20 protein-coding genes and 1 pseudogene are annotated in these 20,603 nt (G+C 57.1%); 17 read left to right on the forward strand and 4 right to left on the reverse strand.

The window, feature by feature from the left end:
* Nucleotides 1-13: 13 nt before the first annotated feature.
* A complete protein-coding gene (locus LIX93_RS20730) occupies nt 14-1,639 on the forward strand; it encodes an NADP-dependent glyceraldehyde-3-phosphate dehydrogenase (RefSeq protein WP_226505927.1) in 1,626 nt (541 codons plus the stop codon).
* 8 nt (nt 1,640-1,647) lie between these two features.
* Nucleotides 1,648-3,172: pseudogene (gpmI, locus tag LIX93_RS20735) on the forward strand (2,3-bisphosphoglycerate-independent phosphoglycerate mutase).
* 396 nt (nt 3,173-3,568) lie between these two features.
* Here the strand turns inward: gpmI and LIX93_RS20740 are convergent.
* A complete protein-coding gene (locus LIX93_RS20740) occupies nt 3,569-3,820 on the reverse strand; it encodes a hypothetical protein (RefSeq protein WP_226505928.1) in 252 nt (83 codons plus the stop codon).
* 191 nt (nt 3,821-4,011) lie between these two features.
* On the opposite strand from LIX93_RS20740, the gene LIX93_RS20745 reads away from it, so the two are divergent.
* From LIX93_RS20745 to LIX93_RS20785, 9 genes are read left to right on the forward strand one after another with little or no spacing between them, the layout of a single operon-like run.
* Nucleotides 4,012-4,347 carry an RAQPRD family integrative conjugative element protein gene (locus tag LIX93_RS20745; RefSeq protein ID WP_226505929.1) on the forward strand — a complete coding sequence of 112 codons (336 nt, stop codon included), beginning with the start codon at nt 4,012-4,014 and terminating at the stop codon, nt 4,345-4,347.
* Nucleotides 4,344-4,583 (forward strand): TIGR03758 family integrating conjugative element protein, encoded by a 240-nt coding sequence (locus LIX93_RS20750; protein WP_226505930.1) that lies wholly within the window; start codon nt 4,344-4,346, stop codon nt 4,581-4,583. The genes LIX93_RS20745 and LIX93_RS20750 overlap by 4 nt, the downstream gene beginning before the upstream one ends.
* Nucleotides 4,584-4,600: 17 nt before the next feature.
* On the forward strand, nt 4,601-4,972 hold the full coding sequence (locus tag LIX93_RS20755; protein ID WP_003174125.1) for a TIGR03745 family integrating conjugative element membrane protein: 372 nt from the start codon (nt 4,601-4,603) through the stop codon (nt 4,970-4,972).
* A 7-nt stretch (nt 4,973-4,979) separates the two neighbouring features.
* Nucleotides 4,980-5,393, forward strand: a complete 414-nt coding sequence (locus tag LIX93_RS20760; RefSeq protein ID WP_226505931.1) for a TIGR03750 family conjugal transfer protein — start codon at nt 4,980-4,982, stop codon at nt 5,391-5,393.
* Nucleotides 5,390-6,031 carry a PFL_4703 family integrating conjugative element protein gene (locus LIX93_RS20765; RefSeq protein WP_016978885.1) on the forward strand — a complete coding sequence of 214 codons (642 nt, stop codon included), beginning with the start codon at nt 5,390-5,392 and terminating at the stop codon, nt 6,029-6,031. The genes LIX93_RS20760 and LIX93_RS20765 overlap by 4 nt, the downstream gene beginning before the upstream one ends.
* Nucleotides 6,028-6,840 carry a TIGR03749 family integrating conjugative element protein gene (locus LIX93_RS20770; RefSeq protein WP_226505932.1) on the forward strand — a complete coding sequence of 271 codons (813 nt, stop codon included), beginning with the start codon at nt 6,028-6,030 and terminating at the stop codon, nt 6,838-6,840. The genes LIX93_RS20765 and LIX93_RS20770 overlap by 4 nt, the downstream gene beginning before the upstream one ends.
* Nucleotides 6,830-8,347 (forward strand): TIGR03752 family integrating conjugative element protein, encoded by a 1,518-nt coding sequence (locus tag LIX93_RS20775; protein ID WP_226505933.1) that lies wholly within the window; start codon nt 6,830-6,832, stop codon nt 8,345-8,347. The genes LIX93_RS20770 and LIX93_RS20775 overlap by 11 nt, the downstream gene beginning before the upstream one ends.
* Nucleotides 8,310-8,726: a TIGR03751 family conjugal transfer lipoprotein gene (locus tag LIX93_RS20780; protein ID WP_226505934.1), complete on the forward strand. Its 417-nt coding sequence runs from the start codon at nt 8,310-8,312 to the stop codon at nt 8,724-8,726. The genes LIX93_RS20775 and LIX93_RS20780 overlap by 38 nt, the downstream gene beginning before the upstream one ends.
* Nucleotides 8,726-11,479: a conjugative transfer ATPase gene (locus LIX93_RS20785; protein WP_226505935.1), complete on the forward strand. Its 2,754-nt coding sequence runs from the start codon at nt 8,726-8,728 to the stop codon at nt 11,477-11,479. The genes LIX93_RS20780 and LIX93_RS20785 overlap by 1 nt, the downstream gene beginning before the upstream one ends.
* A 200-nt stretch (nt 11,480-11,679) precedes the next feature.
* Here LIX93_RS20785 and LIX93_RS20790 read toward each other — a convergent pair whose 3' ends face one another.
* Nucleotides 11,680-12,963, reverse strand: a complete 1,284-nt coding sequence (locus LIX93_RS20790; RefSeq protein ID WP_226505936.1) for a hypothetical protein — start codon at nt 12,961-12,963, stop codon at nt 11,680-11,682.
* Between the two features lie 249 nt (nt 12,964-13,212).
* Nucleotides 13,213-13,485 carry a LasR-specific antiactivator QslA gene (locus LIX93_RS20795; protein ID WP_226505937.1) on the reverse strand — a complete coding sequence of 91 codons (273 nt, stop codon included), beginning with the start codon at nt 13,483-13,485 and terminating at the stop codon, nt 13,213-13,215.
* 169 nt (nt 13,486-13,654) lie between these two features.
* Between LIX93_RS20795 and LIX93_RS20800 the strand changes: the two genes are divergently transcribed.
* From LIX93_RS20800 to LIX93_RS20820, 5 genes are all read left to right on the forward strand, one after another.
* Entirely contained in the window at nt 13,655-13,909 is a 255-nt protein-coding gene (locus LIX93_RS20800; protein ID WP_226505938.1) for a helix-turn-helix transcriptional regulator, read from the forward strand.
* A 105-nt stretch (nt 13,910-14,014) separates the two neighbouring features.
* Entirely contained in the window at nt 14,015-14,971 is a 957-nt protein-coding gene (locus LIX93_RS20805) for a TIGR03756 family integrating conjugative element protein (RefSeq protein WP_226505939.1), read from the forward strand.
* Nucleotides 14,968-16,350 (forward strand): integrating conjugative element protein, encoded by a 1,383-nt coding sequence (locus LIX93_RS20810; protein WP_226505940.1) that lies wholly within the window; start codon nt 14,968-14,970, stop codon nt 16,348-16,350. The genes LIX93_RS20805 and LIX93_RS20810 overlap by 4 nt, the downstream gene beginning before the upstream one ends.
* Before the next feature lie 3 nt (nt 16,351-16,353).
* Nucleotides 16,354-16,662: a hypothetical protein gene (locus tag LIX93_RS20815; protein WP_226505941.1), complete on the forward strand. Its 309-nt coding sequence runs from the start codon at nt 16,354-16,356 to the stop codon at nt 16,660-16,662.
* A gap of 10 nt (nt 16,663-16,672) precedes the next feature.
* Nucleotides 16,673-18,217, forward strand: a complete 1,545-nt coding sequence (locus tag LIX93_RS20820) for a conjugal transfer protein TraG N-terminal domain-containing protein (protein WP_226505942.1) — start codon at nt 16,673-16,675, stop codon at nt 18,215-18,217.
* A 9-nt stretch (nt 18,218-18,226) separates the two neighbouring features.
* Here the strand turns inward: LIX93_RS20820 and LIX93_RS20825 are convergent, their stop codons facing one another.
* Nucleotides 18,227-18,610: a DUF3742 family protein gene (locus LIX93_RS20825; RefSeq protein WP_226505943.1), complete on the reverse strand. Its 384-nt coding sequence runs from the start codon at nt 18,608-18,610 to the stop codon at nt 18,227-18,229.
* Between the two features lie 531 nt (nt 18,611-19,141).
* Here LIX93_RS20825 and LIX93_RS20830 point away from each other — a divergent pair.
* Nucleotides 19,142-20,524, forward strand: coding sequence for an LLM class flavin-dependent oxidoreductase (locus LIX93_RS20830; RefSeq protein WP_226505944.1), 1,383 nt, complete (start codon nt 19,142-19,144; stop codon nt 20,522-20,524).
* The last annotated feature ends 79 nt before the right edge of the window (nt 20,525-20,603 follow it).

Consider the following 20,603-nt stretch of genomic DNA (forward strand, 5'->3'; position numbering starts at 1 on the left):
AGAGGTATGAAAAATGACGTTGAATAATCGTCTGAAAGCACTGTTTCCAAGTGCTGATGAAATTCCTGCAGAATACCGCCCAGGTCCAGCCATTGAGCAGCGAGAGTATCTCGTCAATGGTGAGCTGCGATTGTGGGACGGGGCGTTGGCGCCAGTCCGCAGCCCTGTGTCGCTGAAAATAGAGTCGGGGCACGAGTCCGTCATTTTGGGCAGTACACCGCTCTTGGATGCACAGACGGCCATGACCGCATTGGATGCTGCGGTGCAGGCTTACGATCGTGGTCAAGGAACCTGGCCGACAATGCGCGTGGTCGAGCGTATTCGCCACGTCGAGGCTTTCCTCAAACGCATGCGTGAGCAACGTGAGGCGGTTGTGAAGTTGTTGATGTGGGAGATTGGTAAAAATCTCAAGGATTCGGAGAAAGAGTTTGATCGCACCTGCGATTACATTGTGGACACCATCAACGCCCTGAAGGAACTGGATCGCCGTTCCAGCCGTTTCGAACTTGAACAAGACACCTTGGGACAAATCCGCCGGGTTCCGCTGGGTGTAACGTTGTGCATGGGCCCTTACAACTACCCGCTCAACGAGACGTTTACCACACTGATCCCGGCGTTGATCATGGGCAATACCGTGGTGTTCAAACCCGCCAAGTTCGGTGTGTTGCTGATCCGACCGTTGCTGGAAGCGTTTCGTGACAGCTTCCCGAGCGGGGTTATCAACATCATCTTCGGCAGCGGCCGCGACACCGTCAGCGCCTTAATGGCCAGTGGCAAGATCGATGTCTTCGCATTCATTGGCACACACAAAACCGCCAGTGACCTTAAAAAACTGCATCCGAAGCCGCATCGCCTGCGTGCTGCACTCGGCCTGGATGCCAAGAATCCCGGTATCGTCCTGCCCGATGTTGATCTGGAAAACGCCGTTTCTGAGGCCGTTACCGGCTCACTGTCGTTCAACGGGCAACGCTGCACTGCACTGAAAATTTTCTTCGTTCATGAAAAGGTCGTTGATGCCTTCCTAGATAAGTTTCAGCAGAAGCTTGCCCAGCTGAAACCGGGGATGCCTTGGGAAGCTGGGGTGGCGTTAACTCCACTACCAGAACCAGGCAAGACTGATTTTCTAACGGGGCTTGTGGCCGATGCCGTCAGCAAAGGCGCCAAAATGGTAAATGCCGGAGGGGGGGAAGTCTGCGAAACATTTTTCTACCCGGCGTTGCTGTACCCGGTGACCTCCGAGATGCGTTTGTATCACGAAGAGCAGTTTGGGCCCGTGGTGCCGGTAGTGGTTTACCGTGATCTGGAAACCGTCATCAATTACGTCCTCGACTCCGATTTTGGCCAGCAACTGAGCATTTTCGGCAAAGACTCCGCACAAGTTGGTCGTCTGGTCGATGCATTCGCCAACCAGGTAGGCCGTATCAACATTAACGCGCAATGTCAGCGTGGTCCGGACAGCTTTCCTTTTAATGGCCGCAAAAACTCTGCCGAAGGCACACTATCGGTCTATGACGCGTTGCGGGTGTTTTCCATCCGTACGCTGGTTGCCACCAAGTTCCAGGAGAGCAACAAAGAACTGGTCAGCAACATCATCCGTAATCGTGAGTCGAGTTTCTTGACTACCGACTACATCTTCTAGGGGGAACGATGACTACGCGCTCTTTGATTATTCTCGACGGTGTCGGCATTCGTCAGGCGACTGAGTCGAACGCATTTGCAGCGGCCAGAAAACCTACATTCGATGCGCAGCTTGAGCGCTATCCGAACAGCCAGATCGAAACATCAGGTCTGGCAGTTGGCCTTCCTCAAGGTCAGATGGGGAATTCCGAAGTAGGCCATATGAACCTAGGAGCAGGTCGGGTGGTGTACCAGAGCCTGACCCGAATTGATTAAGCGCTCGCGGATGGCGAGTTCACTAGCAACCCAGCGTTGCTGGAACTACTCCAGGGAATAAAAACGCACGATGGAGCTGTGCACGTCTTGGGTTTGCTTTCCCCCGGAGGTGTTCATGGCCACATCGATCAGATTGTCGCGGCATGCGGTTGCCTCGTTGAGGAAGGTGTCGAAAAAGTCTATGTGCACGGATTTCTAGATGGCCGAGATACGCCGCCCAAGAGTGCGCAGACATCGCTGGATGCCTTGGAGAGTGAACTCGCTCGCTTGGGCGCTGGACGGATTGTCCCGTTGGTCGGTCGTTATTATGCAATGGATCGCGATAACCGCTGGCCTCGGATCGAAGCAGCTTACCGCCTGATTGTTTCGGCGGATGCTGAACATCAAGCGGCAACCGCTTCTGAGGCCTTGTCAGCGGCTTACGAACGCGGGGAATCGGATGAGTTCGTCAAGCCGACTACGATTGGCGCACCTGTCAGTGTCGGCCCCGATGACGCAATGATCTTCATGAACTTTCGACCTGATCGTGCAAGGGTGTTGACCCAAGCATTGATCAATGCCTGAATTCGACGCCTTTGAACGGCGTTTTGTTTTGCCAACGGATCGATTGCTGACGTTGACCCGGTATTCCGGAGAGTTGGACTGCCCATGTGCGTTCGCTCCTGAGGTCATCAGCAACAGCCTGGGCGAACATTTGGCAATTCTCGGAAAGAGACGACTACGGATTGCCGAAACGGAGAAGTACGCCCATGTCACGTTCTTCTTCAACGGTGGCAGAGAGCAGCCTTTCGCAAGTGAAGAGCGAATCCTGATTCCCTCGCCTGATGTTGCCTCCTACGATCTCCAGCCTGAAATGAGTGCACCGCTGCTGACAGATCATCTGGTCAACGCTATTGCCGGAGGCACATTCGATCTGATCGTTTTTAACTACGCCAATGGCGACGTGGTGGGGCACACTGGCTCATTTGATGCCGCAGTCAAGGCTGTGGAAGTGCTTGATGACTGTCTGCGCCGAGTGGTTGAGGCTACGCTCTCAGTAGGAGGCGAATGTTTGATCACGGCCGACCACGGCAACGTCGAACAAATGCTCGACCTAGAGTCTGGTCAGGCACACATGGCTCACACGTTGAACCCTGTTCCCCTGATATTGGTTAGTGAGCTGCATGATCGTGTGGGGCTGAAGAACGGTCGACTGTGCGATATCGCTCCGACTTTATTGCAGATGCTGAGCTTGCCTATTCCTTCAGAAATGGATGGCAGTTCGCTTCTCACCATCTGATTGGCTTACCCATCGACATCGTCGCATCGATGAATTGGTCTCAATCGTTATGGCGATGTCGCCACGACTTGCTCATTTGCTCATGCAGGCATCGCCAATTAGGGTGATGCCTATTTCTGAGCAATAGAGTTTTTTGACATTATGGATTGGTTTCTCAATCGGTATTCTGGCTCGCGTTTTACATCCTGACGGCGCAGTACACATTGCTTGAGCGTCTCGATGGGATGATGCTCAATAGTCCGTTTGGGGACTCGCATCATCTCCGGCGCTTTTGCTCATCTGCTCGAAATTTGAGGCGCTGTTGGGCAGCAACACTTATGTCTCTCTACCACTTTTTATGCATGATTCCAGTTCGGAACAATTTCATTCCTCGCCGGGAGCGACCAAGCTTGCACGTCACTCACTGACCAACAGCTTCGCGAAGCTTTTCGAGGGGCGAGCGCCAAAATGCACAGCTAACATCTCGTACTTATCCTTGTGAAGCGACTCCGGCTGGAAGTTTTTTAACGCTGCTTGGCTGACAAGCTGGTCGCTTATTTCGGCGATACGCCCTTTCCTTGAATTGGTAGAGGCACCTAAGAATTGGTTCATCAAGCGCATTGCCGTTTCAGCCTGCAAGCCTAAGTGCCAGGCGAACGATATCGTCATCAACGAAACTCATTGAGAGTGGAGTCGCCCTAATGCCCCAACCACTATCCAAAGGTTGAAGGGCCACATAGCTGTAAGCTCTCATCTCCAGTATCTCCCCCAGAGAAAGCGATTTATCCGACCTCAGGTTTCTTACTGAAGAATTCGACCTTTGACTTGACTCTGCTCCCATATCCATATGGGCCCGCATCATGCTAACTACCGTCTTTCGCTGCTTGTTACTACTCTCGCTGGCTGTCGTCGATGGCATCTGCTATGCCGCCTCGGCTCATGAGCAGGATCAGCTCAGCCTGGTCCAAGAGCAACTTGACACTCTCGAACACCTTGCGACGCGAGCTGAGGCAACCAGTACAGCTGAGCCAAACGAACGCTATCGCTTCGACTATCCCCGCCTGACTCAGGACATCCAGCGTATCCGTCGAGGTGTGCAGGGTTACTTGTCCCCGTCCCGCGCCCAGCCTCGTGACTCCAATGAAATAACTGGCGATTACCGCCTCGATACTCCGCCCGCGGAGCCTTCGCCATGAGCATGACTGACGCCCAAACCTCAGCGTTCCAAAACGCATCCGGTTTCTCCCCGCAGAGCAGTTCAACGCTCTGGCTATCCCTGGTTCTCGTTCTGGCATTGCTTTGGTGCGCCTGGGTGTTGTGGACGGCTTACCGGGGATGGGCGACAGGCAGTGTGCGCTTCGGCGCGTTTAGCGGCAGCGCCGCGCGCGTGCTGCTCGCATTGTTGGTCCTGATGTTCTTCACCCTATCCTAACCCAGGAGATCGCCGTCATGCTCAAGTGCCTTGTCCCCCTGAAAAACAACCTGCGTGATCGTGCCAGTCAGCGCCTGATCGGTCTGCTGCTGGTGCTTGGTCCGAGCCTAGCTTTCGCCGAGCTCCCCACTATGGAAGCCCCCTCTCGCGGCGAAGGTTCCGGGTTGATCGAGACGATCAAAAACTACGCCTATGACGGCGGGATCCTGCTCGGTCTGCTGATCGCCCTGCTCGCTTTCTTGGGGGTGGCCTGGCACTCGCTGACCGTCTATGCCGACGTGCAGAACCAGCGCAAGACCTGGAAAGACCTCGGCGCGGTGGTTGGCATCGGCGCCCTGCTGGTAGTGATCATCATCTGGTTCCTGACCAAGGCTGCCGCGATTTTGTGAGGTTGGCATGAACGACACTATCGAACGCCTTGGCGATGGCACCTTGGTTTTTCTGCCCGAGCGACTCAATCGAGATCCCGCCGTTTTACGCGGTTTGACCAATGATGAGATGTGGATGGCACTCGGTGCCGGCGCCGTCATTGGTCTGCTGCAGGGCGTTCCTCTGGCGATCGCCACCGCCTCCATTGCCGTGGCGCCGACCAGCATGATCGCAAGCATGGCCGTGGTGTTATTGGCCGGTGGCACAGTACTGCGTCGGGCCAAACGAGCCCGCCCCGAGACCTGGCTGTACCGCAAGCTTGAATGGGTACTGGCCAGCCGTTGGCGCTTGGGTCGCGGCAGTCTGATCCTCCACTCCGGCGCCTGGACGGTTCGCCGTTCGCGTCGACTGCGTCCTGCCCTGTCCCGGTGGCAGCCATGAGCCGATTTCGGAACAAGGTGGATGCCCAACAGGCCCATATCTTCAGTCTGCGTCTGGCCGTAATGATCCTTGCCCTGGTCTGCGCCGGACTCTGGTACGGCTGGCGCTCAGCACCGACCGATCTGACCGTGCATGTCCCCCCGGATCTGCGCTCGGGCAGCACGCGCAAGTGGTGGGATATCCCCTCGGAGAATGTCTATGCCTTTGCCCTGTACATCTTTGGCCAACTCAACCGTTGGCCCTCGGATGGCGAGCAGGATTATCGCCGCGCCATCTATGGCTTGCAGTCTTACCTGACACCCGCCTGCAAGGCCTTCCTCGACGGCGACTACGAGTACCGCAAGGCCGCCGGCGAACTGCGCCAGCGGGTGCGTGGTGTCTACGAAATTCTGGGTCGAGGTTACAGCGAGGATCCAGAACTCAGGGTTAAGCAACTCGATCGCGACAGCTGGCTGGTCAAGCTCGACCTTAATGCCGACGAATATTACGCCGCCGAACCGGTGAAACGGGTGGTGGTGCGTTATCCATTGCGCGTGGTGCGTTTCGACCTGGACCCCGAACGCAACAAGTGGGGGCTGGCACTGGACTGTTATCAGGGCACTCCGCAAAAAATCTCCCTGCCTGGAGGTGAGCCATGAAGCGGATTTTTACTCTGGGACTCACCGTCGCACTGATGTTATGGGGAGCTGCAGCGCAGGCCGTCGAGCTGATGCACTGGGAACGCCTCCCCCTCGCGGTCCCACTGGTGATCAATCAGGAACGAGTGATCTTTGTCGATGAGGCTGTTCGAGTCGGCGTGCCCTCAACCCTGACAGGTAAGCTGCGCGTACAATCAACTGGCGGCACGCTGTACCTGCGCGCGTCGGATGCCATTGCCCCGACCCGACTGCAACTGCAATCGGTCGCGACGGGCGAGATCATCCTGCTAGATATCGCGGCCACGCCTGGTGATCAACCGCTGGAGCCCGTGCGTATTCTCAAGAATGCTCAGATGCAAGCTACCGAGGCTGAATCGAGCACCGTCCCTGTTCCAGAACGTACACCGATCCCGGTCGCTTTGACGCGCTACGCCGCGCAAAGCCTGTACGCGCCTCTGCGCACAGTGGAGTCCCTGCCCGGTGTACGCCGCGTCCCGCTCAAGCTGCGCACTGAACTGCCAACCCTGCTGCCGACCGAAAACGTGTCCAGCAGACCTATCGCCGCCTGGCGACTCGGTGATTACTGGGTGACGGCGGTGAAGTTGCGCAATCGTGGTTCAGAGACTGTGCACCTCGATCCGCGCCGACTTCAGGCCAAGCTGTTCGCCACGGCGTTCCAGCATGCTTTCCTCGGATCTGTCGGCAGTGCTGAAGACACTACGATTGCCTACCTCGTCACCCGCGGTGCCGGCCTCGAACAAGCCGTGCTGCTCCCGCCCGTCGCGCGAGGTGAGGACGATGAAAGCTAACGCCTTGCTCAAATGGCTAGTACCGGCTGCGCTGCTGGCCGTGGTGTTGATCATCCTGAAAAGCTGGGTCGCGGGTGGGAGCACGCCCTCTCCAGAGCACCCAGTTGATCAGGGCAATATTCAGTTATCCGCCGAGCAAGCCAAGTCGCTCGGCATTGCGGGTGATACCCCGCGCGACACGGTCGCCACCCTGGTCGGCCAGGTGAAGGCCATGCGCAGCGATATGCTCGGTTTGAAGAAACACAATGACTCACTGCAGACGGAAAACAACCGTCTGCGCGAGCGGGAAAATAGTGTCGATTCGCGTATCCAGACCGCGCTTGGCAGTGTGACTCAGCAAGTCGACGAAGGCCGCCGACAAGCCAACGAGGCCCGACTCAAAGCGGAACAAGACAGTCGTCAGGCTCGCGGTCTGCTGACGCAATTGCAGGAACAGTTGTCAGGGCTGACCGGCAAAGGCAAGGACATGCCGATCGGATTGGGGCTTGAGGCCGGCGACGGTGCTCAGTTTGAAGGGCAGCACTCTGCCAATGATGCGCTGCAGTGGATTGAACCTTCGGATGCCCCGTCCACCGACGCCCGAGGCAAAACCAAGACTTCCACCGCACTGAGTCTGCCTACCGCTTTCAACTCACTGGAGGGCTTGAACGATAACGCGATTGATCGCAGCCAGAAACAGCTGCGTGCCGTCTCCCAGGGTGAGCATGACCTGACGCGATCCGTTGATCGTACCGAAGGCGCGAAGCCGATCTACACCATTCCCGAAAACGCGACATTGATGGGTTCGGTCGCCATGACCGCGCTGATCGGCAGAGTCCCAGTGGACGGCACCGTGAATGACCCCTATCCCTTCAAGGTGCTGGTCGGTCCGGAGAACCTGACGGCCAACGGCATCGACCTACCGGACATCGCGGGTGCCGTGATGTCCGGCACAGCGTCCGGTGACTGGACCCTGTCCTGTGTGCGTGGTCAGGTCGAGTCAATCACCTTTGTGTTTACCGATGGCACCATCCGCACGGTGCCTCAGCCGAAGGCGATCGCCAGCCGCAATGCCTCCACCACCCAGAGTTCGAACTCCGACAAGATCCGTGGCGGACTCGGCTACCTGTCCGATCCGTATGGCATCCCGTGTATCGCCGGTGAGCGCCGCTCGAACGCCCAGCAGTACCTCGGCAGCCAGAGCCTGATCACTGCCGCCGGCGCCGGTGTCGCCGCTCTGCTCGGAGATGAGCAGAACAACAGCAGCGTGATCAGTTCGGACGGCAGTACGCTCGGGGTCACCAGCAGCAGTGGCAATAGCGCACTGAATTCAATTCTCAGTGGTGGGGTCAGCGACATCCGCGAGTGGGTCAACAAACTGTATGGCGAAGCCTTTGCTGCCGTGTACGTGCCTCCGGCCGCACAGGTCGCACTGCACCTCGACCAAGAGATCACCATCGACTACGAGCCCAAGGGCCGGAGCGTTCGCCATGAAAGAGACCATGCCTCTGCGTCTGACCTGGATTAGCGTGTTCTGCTGTGTCCTGGCGGGGTGTTCCACCGACAAGGACACGCTGCTGCCCCATGGCGAGCAAAGCATGCTGGACATCTGGAACAGTGCCAGTTCGCAAGGCACTCAGCAGCAACTGCTGGATGCTCGGCAGCAGTTACGCCGTCCGCTGGTCCAGGAAGATTTCCCCGCCTCTCTCCAGGAACCGTACACGCGCACAGCGGCGAACGAGATCCACAATTTGTTCCCTCGCCTGCCCAATCCCGATCTGGTGCTGTACGTGTATCCGCATCTGAGCGGCACCGAGCAGGCACCGGTCCCGGGTTACTCGACCGTCTTTCCGTTCTACCAGCGTGTGCAGTACGCATTGCCGGGCGAACGTCAGGAAGACTTGTAGTGCGTACCAGCGATGCGGGCAACCGCACTTCTGCATGGAAAGCCTGGCGCAATCCATTGCGCCCGCGCGCCACCTTGGCCGATGAAGCCTCTCTGTATGCGCGCAACCCCAGCTTCACTGATCACCTGCCGTGGGTCGAGTACCTCGACACCAAGCAGTGTTTTCTGCTCGATGACAATCGTTCGGTGGGTGCGGTGTTCGAGTTGCTGCCCATCGGCACTGAAGGGCGCGAACCCGATTGGTTGATGGCGGCCCGCGATGCCCTTGAGGATGCCCTGCAGGACAGCTTTGATGAGCTGGATCAAGCGCCTTGGGTGGCGCAGTTTTTCTGCCAGGACGACAACGATTTCACCCCCTACCTGACCCGGTTCACCGACTATATCCAACACAGAGCACGAGGTACGGTCTTCACCGAGGCGTATTTGGCGCTCAGCCGCCGTCATCTAAAGGCCATCACCAAGCCTGGCGGTCTGTTTGAGGATAAAGTGGTGACACGCCTACCCTGGAGCGGCAGTAACCGCCGGGTGCGCCTGGTGGTCTATCGCTGGCTTGAGTCTGACGCTGAGGAGACAGGACTCAATCCAGTGCAATCCCTGCAACAGGCTTGCGAGCGTATCGCGGCTTCGTTGCAGGCGTGCGGGGTGCACTCAACGCGAGTCGATGGCCGAGGTCTGTATGCCTGGTTATTGCCCTGGTTCAATCCGGCACCCAGGCTCACCGATGAAGCGCCCGAGGCGTTCTACCGCCGCGTGGCTTATCCGGAGTCAGGCGACGGTGAATTGCTGGAACTGCCCTTTGATCATGACTTTGCCGAGCGGCTGTTCTTCAACGAACCGCGTTCGGATGTGCAACACGGACTCTGGTTTTTCGACGATCAGCCCCATCGGGTGATGGTGGTCGACAAACTGCGCCGAGCCCCATTGATTGGTCAGCTCACCGGCGAAACCCGTAAGGGCGACGCGGTGAATGCGCTGTTCGACCAGTTACCCGAAGGCACGGTGATGAGTCTGACCCTGGTGATCAAGCCGCAGGACGTACTCGAGGACCAATTAAACCGCCTGGCGCGCAAAGCCATCGGTGAAAACCTGGCCTCGACCCAAACCCGCCAAGATGTTGAAGAGGCTCGTGCGATCATCGGTCGCCAGCACAAGCTGTACCGCGGCACCCTGGCGTTCTACCTGCGCGGTCACGATGAACAGCAACTGCACCAGCGCTCGGTCAGCCTGGCCAACGCGCTGCTGGGTGCGGGGCTGCAGCCGGTGCGGGAAGGCGACGAGGTCGCCGCCTGCAACAGTTACCTGCGTTGGTTACCGATGACTTACAAACCGGCCCGCGACACGCGCAACTGGTACACCCGCCTAATGTTCGCCCAGCACTTAGCGAACCTGGTTCCGGTCTGGGGCCGCAGCACCGGCACCGGCCACCCGGGTATCACCCTGTTCAATCGTGGTGGCTCGCCGTTGAGTTTTGATCCATTGTCACGTCTGGACCGGGCCATGAATGGTCATCTGTTGTTGTTTGGCCCCACCGGCGCCGGCAAATCAGCGACCCTGGTCACCTTACTGATGCAGATCATGGCCGTATACCGCCCTCGCCTATTTATCGTCGAGGCCGGCAACTCATTCGGCTTGCAGGGCGACTACTTCGCCACACAAGGCCTGTCGGTCAACAAGGTCCAATTGAAACCTGGCGCCTCGGTCAGCCTTGCGCCCTTTGCCGATGCCTGGCGCCTGGTCGAGCAACCGGATCAAGTGGCGAGTCTGTCGATCGATGAGTGGGACGAGGATGCGGTAGCCAGCCGCGAGGACCAGCGCGATGTTCTCGGTGAACTGGAAATCACCGCCCGGCTGATGATCACCGGCGGCGAGGCCAAAGAAGAAGCCCGCCTGAGCCGGGCCGATCGCAGCTTGATCCGCGAGTGCATTCTGGATGCGGCGCAGACCTGTGTCGCGGCGGGTCGCCAGGTCCTGACCCACGACGTGCGCGACGCGTTGCTGCGCGTCGCCGCCGACCCGCACTTGCCGGAGAAGCGTCGCGAGCGTGCCCAGGAAATGGGCGAGTCCATCGACCTGTTTTGCCAGGGTTTCGAGGGTGAACTGTTCGATCGCGAGGGCACGCCTTGGTCCGAGAGCGATGTGACCATTGTCGATCTCGCCACTTACGCGCGCGAAGGCTACGAGGCACAGATGTCCATCAGCTACATCAGCCTGATGAACACCGTGAACAACCTTGCCGAGCGCGACCAGTATCTAGGCCGACCGATCATCATGGTCACCGACGAGGGCCATATCATCACCAAGAACCCGCTGCTGGCACCATTCGTGGTCAAGGGGACCAAGATGTGGCGCAAGCTCGGCGCTTGGTTCTGGCTCGCCACGCAAAACCTTGCCGATTTTCCAACGGCTGCGCAGACCATGCTCAACATGATCGAATGGTGGATTTGTTTGAACATGCCACCGGCCGAAATCGAAGAGATTGCTCGTTTCAAGAAACTCACGCCGGCGCAGAAAGCCTTGTTGCTCTCCGCCAGTAAGGAGCCGGGGAAATACACTGAGGGGGTCGTGCTATCGAAGAAGCTCGAAACGTTGTTTCGGGTCGTGCCACCCAGCCTTTACCTCGCCCTGGCCATGACCGAGCCCGAGGAAAAAGCCGAGCGTTGGACGCTGATGCAGGAGAACGGCTGCTCAGAGTTGGAAGCGGCTTACCGGGTAGCTGAACGGATCAATAGAGCGCGAGGAATAGAATCAACATAGGAATAGCTATTCAGATATTGCTCTTCCAGAGAGTAGACTCTGCGATTGCATCGCAACTGACCAGACGTTTGCACGACAACTGAACAGTTGATTGCATTCGTATTCCACACTTAGCCGGGCGGTCTGTTGCTGGCCATCGCCCGCGCCGGGCCACTTCAAATATTTTTTATATCCGCCAAATGCAACACCACTTTCTATTATTAATGATGCGACCCTGATTGTGACCTTGCTTTAGCAGCCTTCTTCACTTCTGATTCCAAAGTATTTATCAGATAACTCAAATCATGCTTCGAAATACGCTTCGATCTGGCCATACGTACTGGGTCATTTATTCGCACTTTTGTTTCATCCGAAAGCGCGCGATCTAGACAAGTGGAAAATTCCATCTCATCGTCGAATATAGCTTCTACTTTTCGAGCCTCATCATGAATCAAAAGCGCCCTCAGAGGACAGCTCTTAATGGCTTTTAACAAACCATCATCAAGCGTAGTTACAACAGGAATCATGAATTGATTACCCTTCTTTTCTGTCATAAGCGTTTCGCAATGCCGAAACATATAAAGGTCCCACGCAAGCGCGGAAATCCTATTATTCGAACCCCCGTTCGGGTTCCGCAACGCTGGCTCGTCAAAGATAGGCATTCTATTCTGCTTATCCGCGAATCCGCTCAGGGCCTTCCATCCGAAGTAAATTTCCTTTAGGGGCATGACGTCAAAATTATCAAGACAAAAATCCACCAAGCAGCGAATACCATCATCTACGCTTTTGCCATTCCAGCACTCCAGCATCGCGCGCAAAATTATGGACTGCATCATATCTCGCCGTTGAATACAGGCCCATGCCTCCCGATTGGTCAAGAATGCATCCCACATTTCCTCAGCTGCGGGTATGTAGTCCTGAATCTGTTCGGCATGCCCGTTCAGCACCCTCTCCCTAACTTCGGGGATATGCATCATGGCATCAAACATCTTTGCTGCCGCAACTTTCTGGTACGGCCAAGGGTTATTAGGCTTTACAACCTCACGTAGGTTTTCCAGTGCCGCAAACATCCAATCAAAACCACGCCCGCCTTGATCTTCAATGAACTGCAACGTCGCCCGCACCTTTTCGCGATGCCTCGAATCTTCATGACGAAAAAAACCAGGTAACTCAGTAAGAAAGTTTGTATCGAGTAGTGAGAAAAAGGGAAACTCCAAAGGCGCACTACCGCTCCTCATCTGCCTCTCGATAGCATCGGAAAATGCAAAAATTCCCTTTCCAGCAAATAGAGGAACCACGGGCACATTTGGATTATCTGACCGGCCCAAGGCTTGCAATGGAACCCCTCCCTCATCGCTCGCGAACAACACACGAATGCCCGAGAACGCTTCACGATCAGAAGCGACGATGTCTGCGAGGGAATCACCTGGTGAGCGACGTAGAATGGCAGTCTTTACGCGTAGCATCTTTTTCATTTCGTGATGCAGATCGAGTTTGTTTACCATCGTGATGTGCCCTCTTGAAGATATGCTGGTGCGGTTGCCGACGCGGAAAATGAGAAAGATCGGTGGGTTGCTGCCACATATCTGGACTCCTTGCGCAACCTGATGCCCGCTCGCTTTCGTCGAGGGCAGCGCGAGTCGCAGAGCAAACATCGGGACAAAAACGCCGCACCTAAAAACCAAAAGTGATTTAAGACCGAAACCTGCTGGCCTGTGCCAATGCGATAGGCCAGGCTAAATGCAAACGGGTGGTCAAGTCGATACAGGTATCCGTGTACCGCGCTGAAGCCGCTGCTGAATCCTCAACAAGAATCCGGCTTCAAAAGCATCTTGGCAGTCACCGACAGGAAAGGTCTTGCGGGTTTGCGCCAGAGCCCACCACAGTGGAGTCTCCCCGGGCGTATCAAGCCACGCCTGAGCACACTGCACGCCACGTTCGATCATCGGGGCAAACTCGCTGCCCCAAGGCGTCAGAAGACTTGAGCATCCATCCGCCGCCGGAATTGAAATGTAGTTTTCGTCCATACACACCCTAGATGTCTGATTTATTGTTAGGCGTAGAATCCGACCTCGAAAAGCTTAACGACACCAAATGAACGCTCGATAACAGGCATGAACATCAAATGGCCTAGTTGAATGCCTATGTAGACTATATCCCGTGGATTGAGAGTCCCTCAAGGCGCAATTTGCGCACATGACTCAAGACTACGAACAGCTTCGTCTGCAGCTGGCGGAAAACATCCGCTTGATGAGACGCGTGAAAAACCTGACCCAAGAGCAGCTCGCACTCATGGCCGAGGTAGATCGCACCTACGTCAGTCAAATCGAACGATGCACGGGCAATCCGTCGCTGTTGGTCCTGTGCAAGCTGGCCAATATTTTCGAAATCACCGCAGATCAGCTACTTGTAGAACCCGATCTCCTGCGCAGCTCCCTTCACGTCAAATAATAGCCTCACGTCTTACAAACCCGATAGATCCGCCTTCATAATTCCCACTGACAGTCTTCAGTTCCTAACCGAACCTGCCCAGGCCATACACCAAGAGCCTGGATCATGCCCGTTGCCTGCTCGTCAATCCCACCCACAAAGCTAAGGCCCTTGGCGCTGAGCGTCCTGCTGGCGTGCGGCCCAAGCGTGGCGCTAGATACCGGCAGCATCACGTCCTCCGTGCTTTCTCCAAGCTGTCTCGAATACAGGGTCGTCGGCATTTGTTTCTGGCTCCTCTGCACGCCCTTCGGCTGCACAGTCAAAACCTCGACCAAGGTTCGTCATTTCATTCCTGAACTGGTGGTTTCGAGCTACGCCACCACCGGTAACAATCCCTGGACCGAGATGGCTGCCCTCTCCTCTCCCATCAGCGGCGCGGAGGGTGGCGGCAACCTGATCACGCCGAACACCCGCCGCGACAACCTGCCCCGCTTCAAGAACGTTGACGGTATCGGCCACCCCGGTGGCTGGGCCGCCACACAACTGGCGTCTCAATCCGGCCATGCCTGCGCCAGCGGTGCAACGGCGTTCATGCCCTACTACCTGAGCACCCTGGACTTACTGGCCTGGCGCCAAGGCATACCGGAAAGTTTTTACCCCGAGTCGCTCATGCCGGGAATCCGTGAAATCGGTCGTCAGGTCTCGGGAAACATGTGGGGCAACGTTTATCCCCGGCAGGGCTTTCTGGTACAGCCCGACGATTTCAAGGCGGCCGCCGTCATGGCGCAACGGGCCGGTGATGTGGTTACCCGCAACTGGCAGCCGCATGTGTACGTACCCCTCACGCCGGCCAGACGCGACGGATACTGGCCGCCTGGCCCGATCGTTGAAAACGACGCCTCAACCCACAAATGGCAGTTGCTCTCCCCTCAGGTTCAGCCCAAGTGCGCCATCTTCCCCAGCGATCCGGTACAGAGCGCGGATGGCGGCTACGCCTGGTCGCTGTGGCGGCCTTATAGCTGCTGCAAACGTGAGGGGCAGACCTTCCTGTTCAGCATCGACTTCGAAGGCGGTGCTTCATGAGTCGGCTTCTCCCACGACCATGGTTGGGCGCGCTGAGTCTGGTTTTCTGTGGACTGCTTGCCATGGCCACGCATGCTAACGCCGCCGAAGGCGATTACCGCCTGGGCACTCAAGGCGAAGTGCTCGATGACCGAGTGATGTACACCATTGGTGGCGGCTCAGCAGCCGGCTCACCGAGTTCGCTCTACCGACCCAGTGGTCTCGGTGTCGGTGGGTCTTGGCGAGCGAACATGATGTGCGGAAACATGAGCCTCACCAACACACTGCAAAACCAACTGAACGGCGTCACCGAAGGTTTCCAGCAGATCATGGGCAGCATCGTGCAGAACGCGACCCAAGCGGTGATGTCTCTGCCGGCGTTGATCATCCAGCGCGCCAACCCCGGTCTCTATGAGTTGCTGAGTAACGGGGTGATGCAAGGTCGTATCGACTTCGACCGCTCCAAGCTGACCTGCCAAGCCATGGCCGAAAAGATGGCGGACAAGGTCGGTCAAGCCGGCTGGGGCGCGCTGGCCAAGAACGAGGAGATGCAGGGCAATCTGGAGCAAACCGGCGGTGATGCGGTGGCTGCGGTGAAAAACACCGAAGCCCATAACGGCAACAATGGGGTGTCCTGGGTCGGCGGTTCGAAGGCTGGAGGTAATGGGCAGACGCCCATTCGTGTGACTTCGGACGTGGTGCGCGCAGGCTACAACCTGCTGCATAACCGGGCGGTGGATGACAGCACCTCGATCAGTAGCAGCGACTGCCTAGGTGGGACTATTTGCCAGACATGGACCTCGCCCCTAGAGGAATCCGAATGGGCCGTCCGCGTGTTGGGCGAGAGCGAAGTTTCGATCTGTGACACCTGCGAAACCCTGCGTGCGACCGCTGGCAGCGGATTAACGCCGCTGATCCAGGAGGCCTACAGCGAACGCCTCAAGGCCCTGCAAGGGCTGCTGTCTGGCGCACTGCAGCCAACCCCTGACACTCTGACTAAAGCCTCCAGCCCAATGCTGCCGGTCACCCGTGGTGTGATCGAAGCCCTGCGCGACGACCCCGAGCAGGATCTATTGGCACGGCGCCTGGCCAGTGAGACGGCCTTGTCCAGCGTGCTCGACAAGGCGCTTCTGCTACTCCGTACCCTGCTGGCAGGAAGTCACGAACCGAACATCGCCTCCGCCGAGCCGGCCCAAACCGCCTTGACGAAAAACATCGACACCCTGGAGCGAGAAATTCGCCTGCTGCAGACCGAACTGCAGGTCCGGCAGATGCTGGCCACCAACACCGCCAGCCTGGTGCTCGATCGGCGTGCCGGCGGTGCAGATGCTTCGCGTACCGTCGAGCAAGGCGACCCCGAGCCCGGTCGACTTAATGATGCTGACGCCAGGCGCAAGTGAGCCATGAAACGCTCACCGCTATTCACTTTGCTTTCGAGTCTGGGGATTGCCGCGGTGATGATCCTGACCGCCGCAGTGGTCGCATGGATCGGCCGCACTGCGCTGGGTAGTTTCGAGGCATGGCAGCAGGCATTCGAATCCGTACGGCCCTATCTGCGATGGTGGCGTGCCCTGCTCTACGGCGCCCTCTTTGCGCTCTGGTGGAATCTGCTTCGGCGCTACCGACATCGACCACAGGATCGACTGCGCGTGAAACGCATCGGGACACTAGGGCTCGTGCTCTTTACCTGCGTCGAACTCACCCGATTGTGAGGTTGCCACCATGCTCATGAGCACCAACAGCTACCTGGAGTTTTACCTCTCCCTACTGGCCTGGATCATCAATAACGGTCTTTGGAGTGTACTGTCCGACACAGGATTATTCGCCGCGCCCTTTGGCGCAATCATCTTCCAGGAATGGTTGTCGGCCCGGCAGCAAGGCGCGGATGAAGGCAACAAGGGGTTGCTCTCGGTGCCGCGGATCGAGAACCGGTTGTGGCTGGCCTACATCGTCGTGTTGTTCGGTTGCGCGCCGGTCTTTCCGTTGAGCCTCTCGTCAATTACGTTCGATGATGTGGCGAGCCAGCGCTGCGGCGTGAGTGTGGCTCAACCGACGGAAACCGCCTGGGGGACGACCTTCAATACTATCGGCGAACGCTCCGCCAACGTGCCAATCTGGTGGTTTCTGGTGCATGCCTTGAGCAAAGGTGTGACCGCGGCGGCCACCGCCTCCATTCCTTGCGCGCCGGATATCCGGCAGATGCGCATGGAGATCGACAGTTCACGTATCGACAGTCAGGTCCTGCTGCAGGAGGTCGCCGATTTCACCCGCGACTGTTACGGCTATTCCCGCTCTCGGTTGTTCACCAACCGTCCGCAGTTGGACAAGGTACAAAGTCACGACGCGTCCTGGATCGGCTCAAGCTATTTTCTCGACACGCCGGGCTACTACGACACCGATCGCTCACGCACGCCGCGCGTCAGTTGGCCGTATGATGAAAACCGCGATGTATCCTTACCGCGGTTAGAGAATGGCGCGGGCTACCCCACCTGCAAGCAATGGTGGAGCGACAGCGGTGTCGGGTTGCGCGAGCGTTTGGTCGGGCAGGTTGATCCCTCGCTGCTGACTCATCTGAAAGGTTGGTTGGCTGGCCGTTCGAGCAACGAGATCGAGGATGCCACCCTGCGTGAGCTGGTCAGCCCGCGCCAGCAATCGATGTCCATGTCGCCCGGACAGGTGTACCAGGACTATGGTTCCAGCGCTCGCGCCGGTTCGATCAATCAGGGGCTCAATAACCTGGCCACCAACACTGGGCTGGCCCTCGGCTCGTTCAGCAACTTCCCAGCAATGAATGCACTACGCGCCGCCCTGCCGATGGTGCAGGCTTTCCTGATCATGGGCGTCATCATCAGCTTGCCGTTGATCCTGCTGGTCAGTACCTATCAGTTGAAGACCGTCATGACGGTGACGTTCGCACTGTTCACACTGCATATGCTGAGCTTCTGGTGGGAACTGGCTCGCTGGGTCGACTCCAGCATGCTCGATACCTTGTACAACCAGGTTTCGGCGTCCAATCAGCTGCTGTTGTCGCTGCCCACATCCGGACTTATGGACGGGACGGTCACCGCGCAGGTGATCGAGTACGTGATGGGGGCAATGTTCGTCGTGCTTCCGATGTTGTTTTTGGCTGCAATGAGCTGGGCAGGATATAGCGTTGGCTCAATTGCCGACGGCATGCTTAGCAAAGGAGCAGCTCAAGCGCAGGACGCTGGTGCAAGGGGCGCTGGAGCTCTGATATCTGCTGGAAAGGCCTTAAGGAAGGGGTGAAGAACTCTACTACAGGTCTTTTAAATCAGGCTGACCGGGTGCGCGGCCATACTCATACTCACCATATGGGTCGCCATATGCCTTGTACCGCAGAGCATCCTTAGGTTTGATAGGCGTTCCATTGGCGATGGCCCAACACAAGACAATAAGGATCATCACCGACACTGTGAACCATAAGCTAACTAGAAGGAGGCCGGCGGCTATTGCCAACTTGATAACTAGAAAACTCCCGCGAACAAGTAATTTACCTGCGGGCATTCCTGCCGTCTCCGCACCCTCAACCACGCGGGATTCAAACGCTTTCAACTTACGGTAACTACGCTTCACCGACAGACCACAGGCGTACGCCCAGCGGTGGGCACGAGAACTTTGAACAGGTTGCTGAGTCGGCATGGTCTCGCCCTCTTCTGAGCGTTTTCATGGTTGAGACAAGAATAACAGCCTACTACTGAAAACGGCCCGTGCCTGACCGCTTATCAGTTTTTCCGGCCGAAAACTCTCCATCGGAAGCCAGAAGACAAGCGCCGTGAAACAGCGTCCCTACAGTGATTTACCCAGATAGACGGGTAGCTGCTATTTATCTCACTGACATCAGGTCGGCGGCCCCCATGGTGCCGCCTGTTCGCATCACGGCGTGGAATGCCTCAACTTGGCGGTGGTTGATACGCATGACTCACCTCATAACATTTACGCATACTTAAAAGCGTTATTTTTGATATTGAATTAGTATATTCCAATAAAGAATTACACAATTATTTTTTAGTGCTGTTAAATCTATGCATCCTTTTTAAGGATACCGATCATCTTTGGGCTGCTCTCCACCGACTTGGGATTGCTACCGGCATCCTTGAGTGAAATTCGGCGAAGAGTTCAAGCACCAGCGGTGGGGCCGCCCCGACAAAAAATACGTTTTCGAGAGCTAGGATGTCCGATCCAAAACCTCTGCTGTTTGCACTCTACGAACAAGCCAGCGTGGGCTGCGGCGGTGCGCCGAGCCTCTGGACGCACCCGGCCGACGAACGTCTGGCCATCAACTCCTTGAGCTACTGGACGAACCTGGCACGTATTGCCGACCAAGCCAACCTCGACATGCTGTTCTTCGGCGACGTGCTGGGTTTCTACGATGTCTTTGGTGGGAATGCCGATGCTGCGATGAAATGGGCTGTGGAATCGCCAGCCAACGACCCACTGATGATAATTCCCGCATTAGCGGCGGTAACGGACAACCTTGCGTTCGGCGTCACGGTTACCACCAGCTACGAACACCCCTTCACCCACGCCCGGCGCTTCAGCACCTTGGATCACCTCACCAACGGCCGAGTGGGCTGGAACATCGTGACCTCCTATCTATCAAGCGCTGCGCGTAACTTCGGCCTTGAACAGATGATCAAACACGATGACCGCTACGAACGCGCCGAAGAATTTCTCGATGTGGTGTACAAACTGTGGGAAGGCAGTTGGGCCGACGACGCCGTGGTTGCCGACAAGGCTCGTCAATTGTATGCCCGGGGTGATCGGGTACGGCCGATCAATCACGCTGGCGAGCATTATCGGGTAACCGGTCCGCACCTGACCTCCCCGTCACCGCAGCGCACACCGCTGCTGATCCAGGCCGGCTGGTCGGGGCGTGGCCGTGAGTTCGCAGCGAAGCACGCCGAGCTGATTTTTATTGCCAAATCCAACCCTCAGGAAATCCGCCAAGGCCTGGAAGACATCTGGACCAAGGCCCGGGCACGCGGCCGCCGGCGTGAGGATGTAAAGTCCCTGACCGTGCTGCGCATCGTCACCGCCAAAACCGAGATTGAAGCCCGACGCAAATATGACGCGTTGCAAAGCAACTACCATCTGCAGGCGCAACTGGTCAGTTATGCGGGTGACACCGGCATCGACATCAGCCGCTACGCTGACAGCGATGCACTGTCGACCCATACCGAAGGGCTGACGTCCTATGTCATGCACCCTGATGGCAGTGGTAAACCGTTGACTGCCGGGGACGTGAAGCAACGTTTTGCCAAAGTCACCCGCGGCAGCGACCTGATCCTGGTGGGCAACCCGCAACAGGTAGCTGACCGGATCGAAGAACACGCGCGCATTTCCGGCACCAGCGGGTACATGATAAATCCATTGATCAGCCCCGGCACACTTGAAGATTTTGTGGAGTTAATCATCCCCGAATTAAAGAAACGCGGCCTTTACAGAACCGAACCGCAACGTGGAACCTTCAGATCCAGACTAAGGGAAGATGGCAGCAGTCATTTACCCGATTCGGCTTACGGAGCTTCATTCCGCTTCGGTAACAACGTATAGCCCGAGGGCGACCCCTTTCCCCTTAACCTTTGGGATTACAACGTGCGCTTAACTCGCACCAAACTATTTTTGATGCCTA

The organism is Pseudomonas sp. MWU16-30317 (genome assembly GCF_020515695.1).
Classification (GTDB): Bacteria; Pseudomonadota; Gammaproteobacteria; order Pseudomonadales; family Pseudomonadaceae; genus Aquipseudomonas.

Bases quoted from the DNA above. Each gene is read 5' to 3' on its own strand.
- LIX93_RS20795 (WP_226505937.1), bottom strand. From the start codon at position 13,485: ATGGACGAAAACTACATTTCAATTCCGGCGGCGGATGGATGCTCAAGT.
- LIX93_RS20820 (WP_226505942.1), top strand. From the start codon at position 16,673: ATGCTCATGAGCACCAACAGCTACCTGGAGTTTTACCTCTCCCTACTG.
- LIX93_RS20755 (WP_003174125.1), top strand. From the start codon at position 4,601: ATGCTCAAGTGCCTTGTCCCCCTGAAAAACAACCTGCGTGATCGTGCC.
- LIX93_RS20825 (WP_226505943.1), bottom strand. From the start codon at position 18,610: ATGCCGACTCAGCAACCTGTTCAAAGTTCTCGTGCCCACCGCTGGGCG.
- LIX93_RS20775 (WP_226505933.1), top strand. From the start codon at position 6,830: ATGAAAGCTAACGCCTTGCTCAAATGGCTAGTACCGGCTGCGCTGCTG.
- LIX93_RS20780 (WP_226505934.1), top strand. From the start codon at position 8,310: ATGAAAGAGACCATGCCTCTGCGTCTGACCTGGATTAGCGTGTTCTGC.
- LIX93_RS20810 (WP_226505940.1), top strand. From the start codon at position 14,968: ATGAGTCGGCTTCTCCCACGACCATGGTTGGGCGCGCTGAGTCTGGTT.
- LIX93_RS20815 (WP_226505941.1), top strand. From the start codon at position 16,354: ATGAAACGCTCACCGCTATTCACTTTGCTTTCGAGTCTGGGGATTGCC.
- LIX93_RS20830 (WP_226505944.1), top strand. From the start codon at position 19,142: ATGTCCGATCCAAAACCTCTGCTGTTTGCACTCTACGAACAAGCCAGC.
- LIX93_RS20765 (WP_016978885.1), top strand. From the start codon at position 5,390: ATGAGCCGATTTCGGAACAAGGTGGATGCCCAACAGGCCCATATCTTC.
- LIX93_RS20790 (WP_226505936.1), bottom strand. From the start codon at position 12,963: ATGGTAAACAAACTCGATCTGCATCACGAAATGAAAAAGATGCTACGC.
- LIX93_RS20730 (WP_226505927.1), top strand. From the start codon at position 14: ATGACGTTGAATAATCGTCTGAAAGCACTGTTTCCAAGTGCTGATGAA.
- LIX93_RS20760 (WP_226505931.1), top strand. From the start codon at position 4,980: ATGAACGACACTATCGAACGCCTTGGCGATGGCACCTTGGTTTTTCTG.
- LIX93_RS20805 (WP_226505939.1), top strand. From the start codon at position 14,015: ATGCCCGTTGCCTGCTCGTCAATCCCACCCACAAAGCTAAGGCCCTTG.
- LIX93_RS20745 (WP_226505929.1), top strand. From the start codon at position 4,012: ATGCTAACTACCGTCTTTCGCTGCTTGTTACTACTCTCGCTGGCTGTC.
- LIX93_RS20770 (WP_226505932.1), top strand. From the start codon at position 6,028: ATGAAGCGGATTTTTACTCTGGGACTCACCGTCGCACTGATGTTATGG.
- LIX93_RS20750 (WP_226505930.1), top strand. From the start codon at position 4,344: ATGAGCATGACTGACGCCCAAACCTCAGCGTTCCAAAACGCATCCGGT.
- LIX93_RS20740 (WP_226505928.1), bottom strand. From the start codon at position 3,820: ATGACGATATCGTTCGCCTGGCACTTAGGCTTGCAGGCTGAAACGGCA.
- LIX93_RS20800 (WP_226505938.1), top strand. From the start codon at position 13,655: ATGACTCAAGACTACGAACAGCTTCGTCTGCAGCTGGCGGAAAACATC.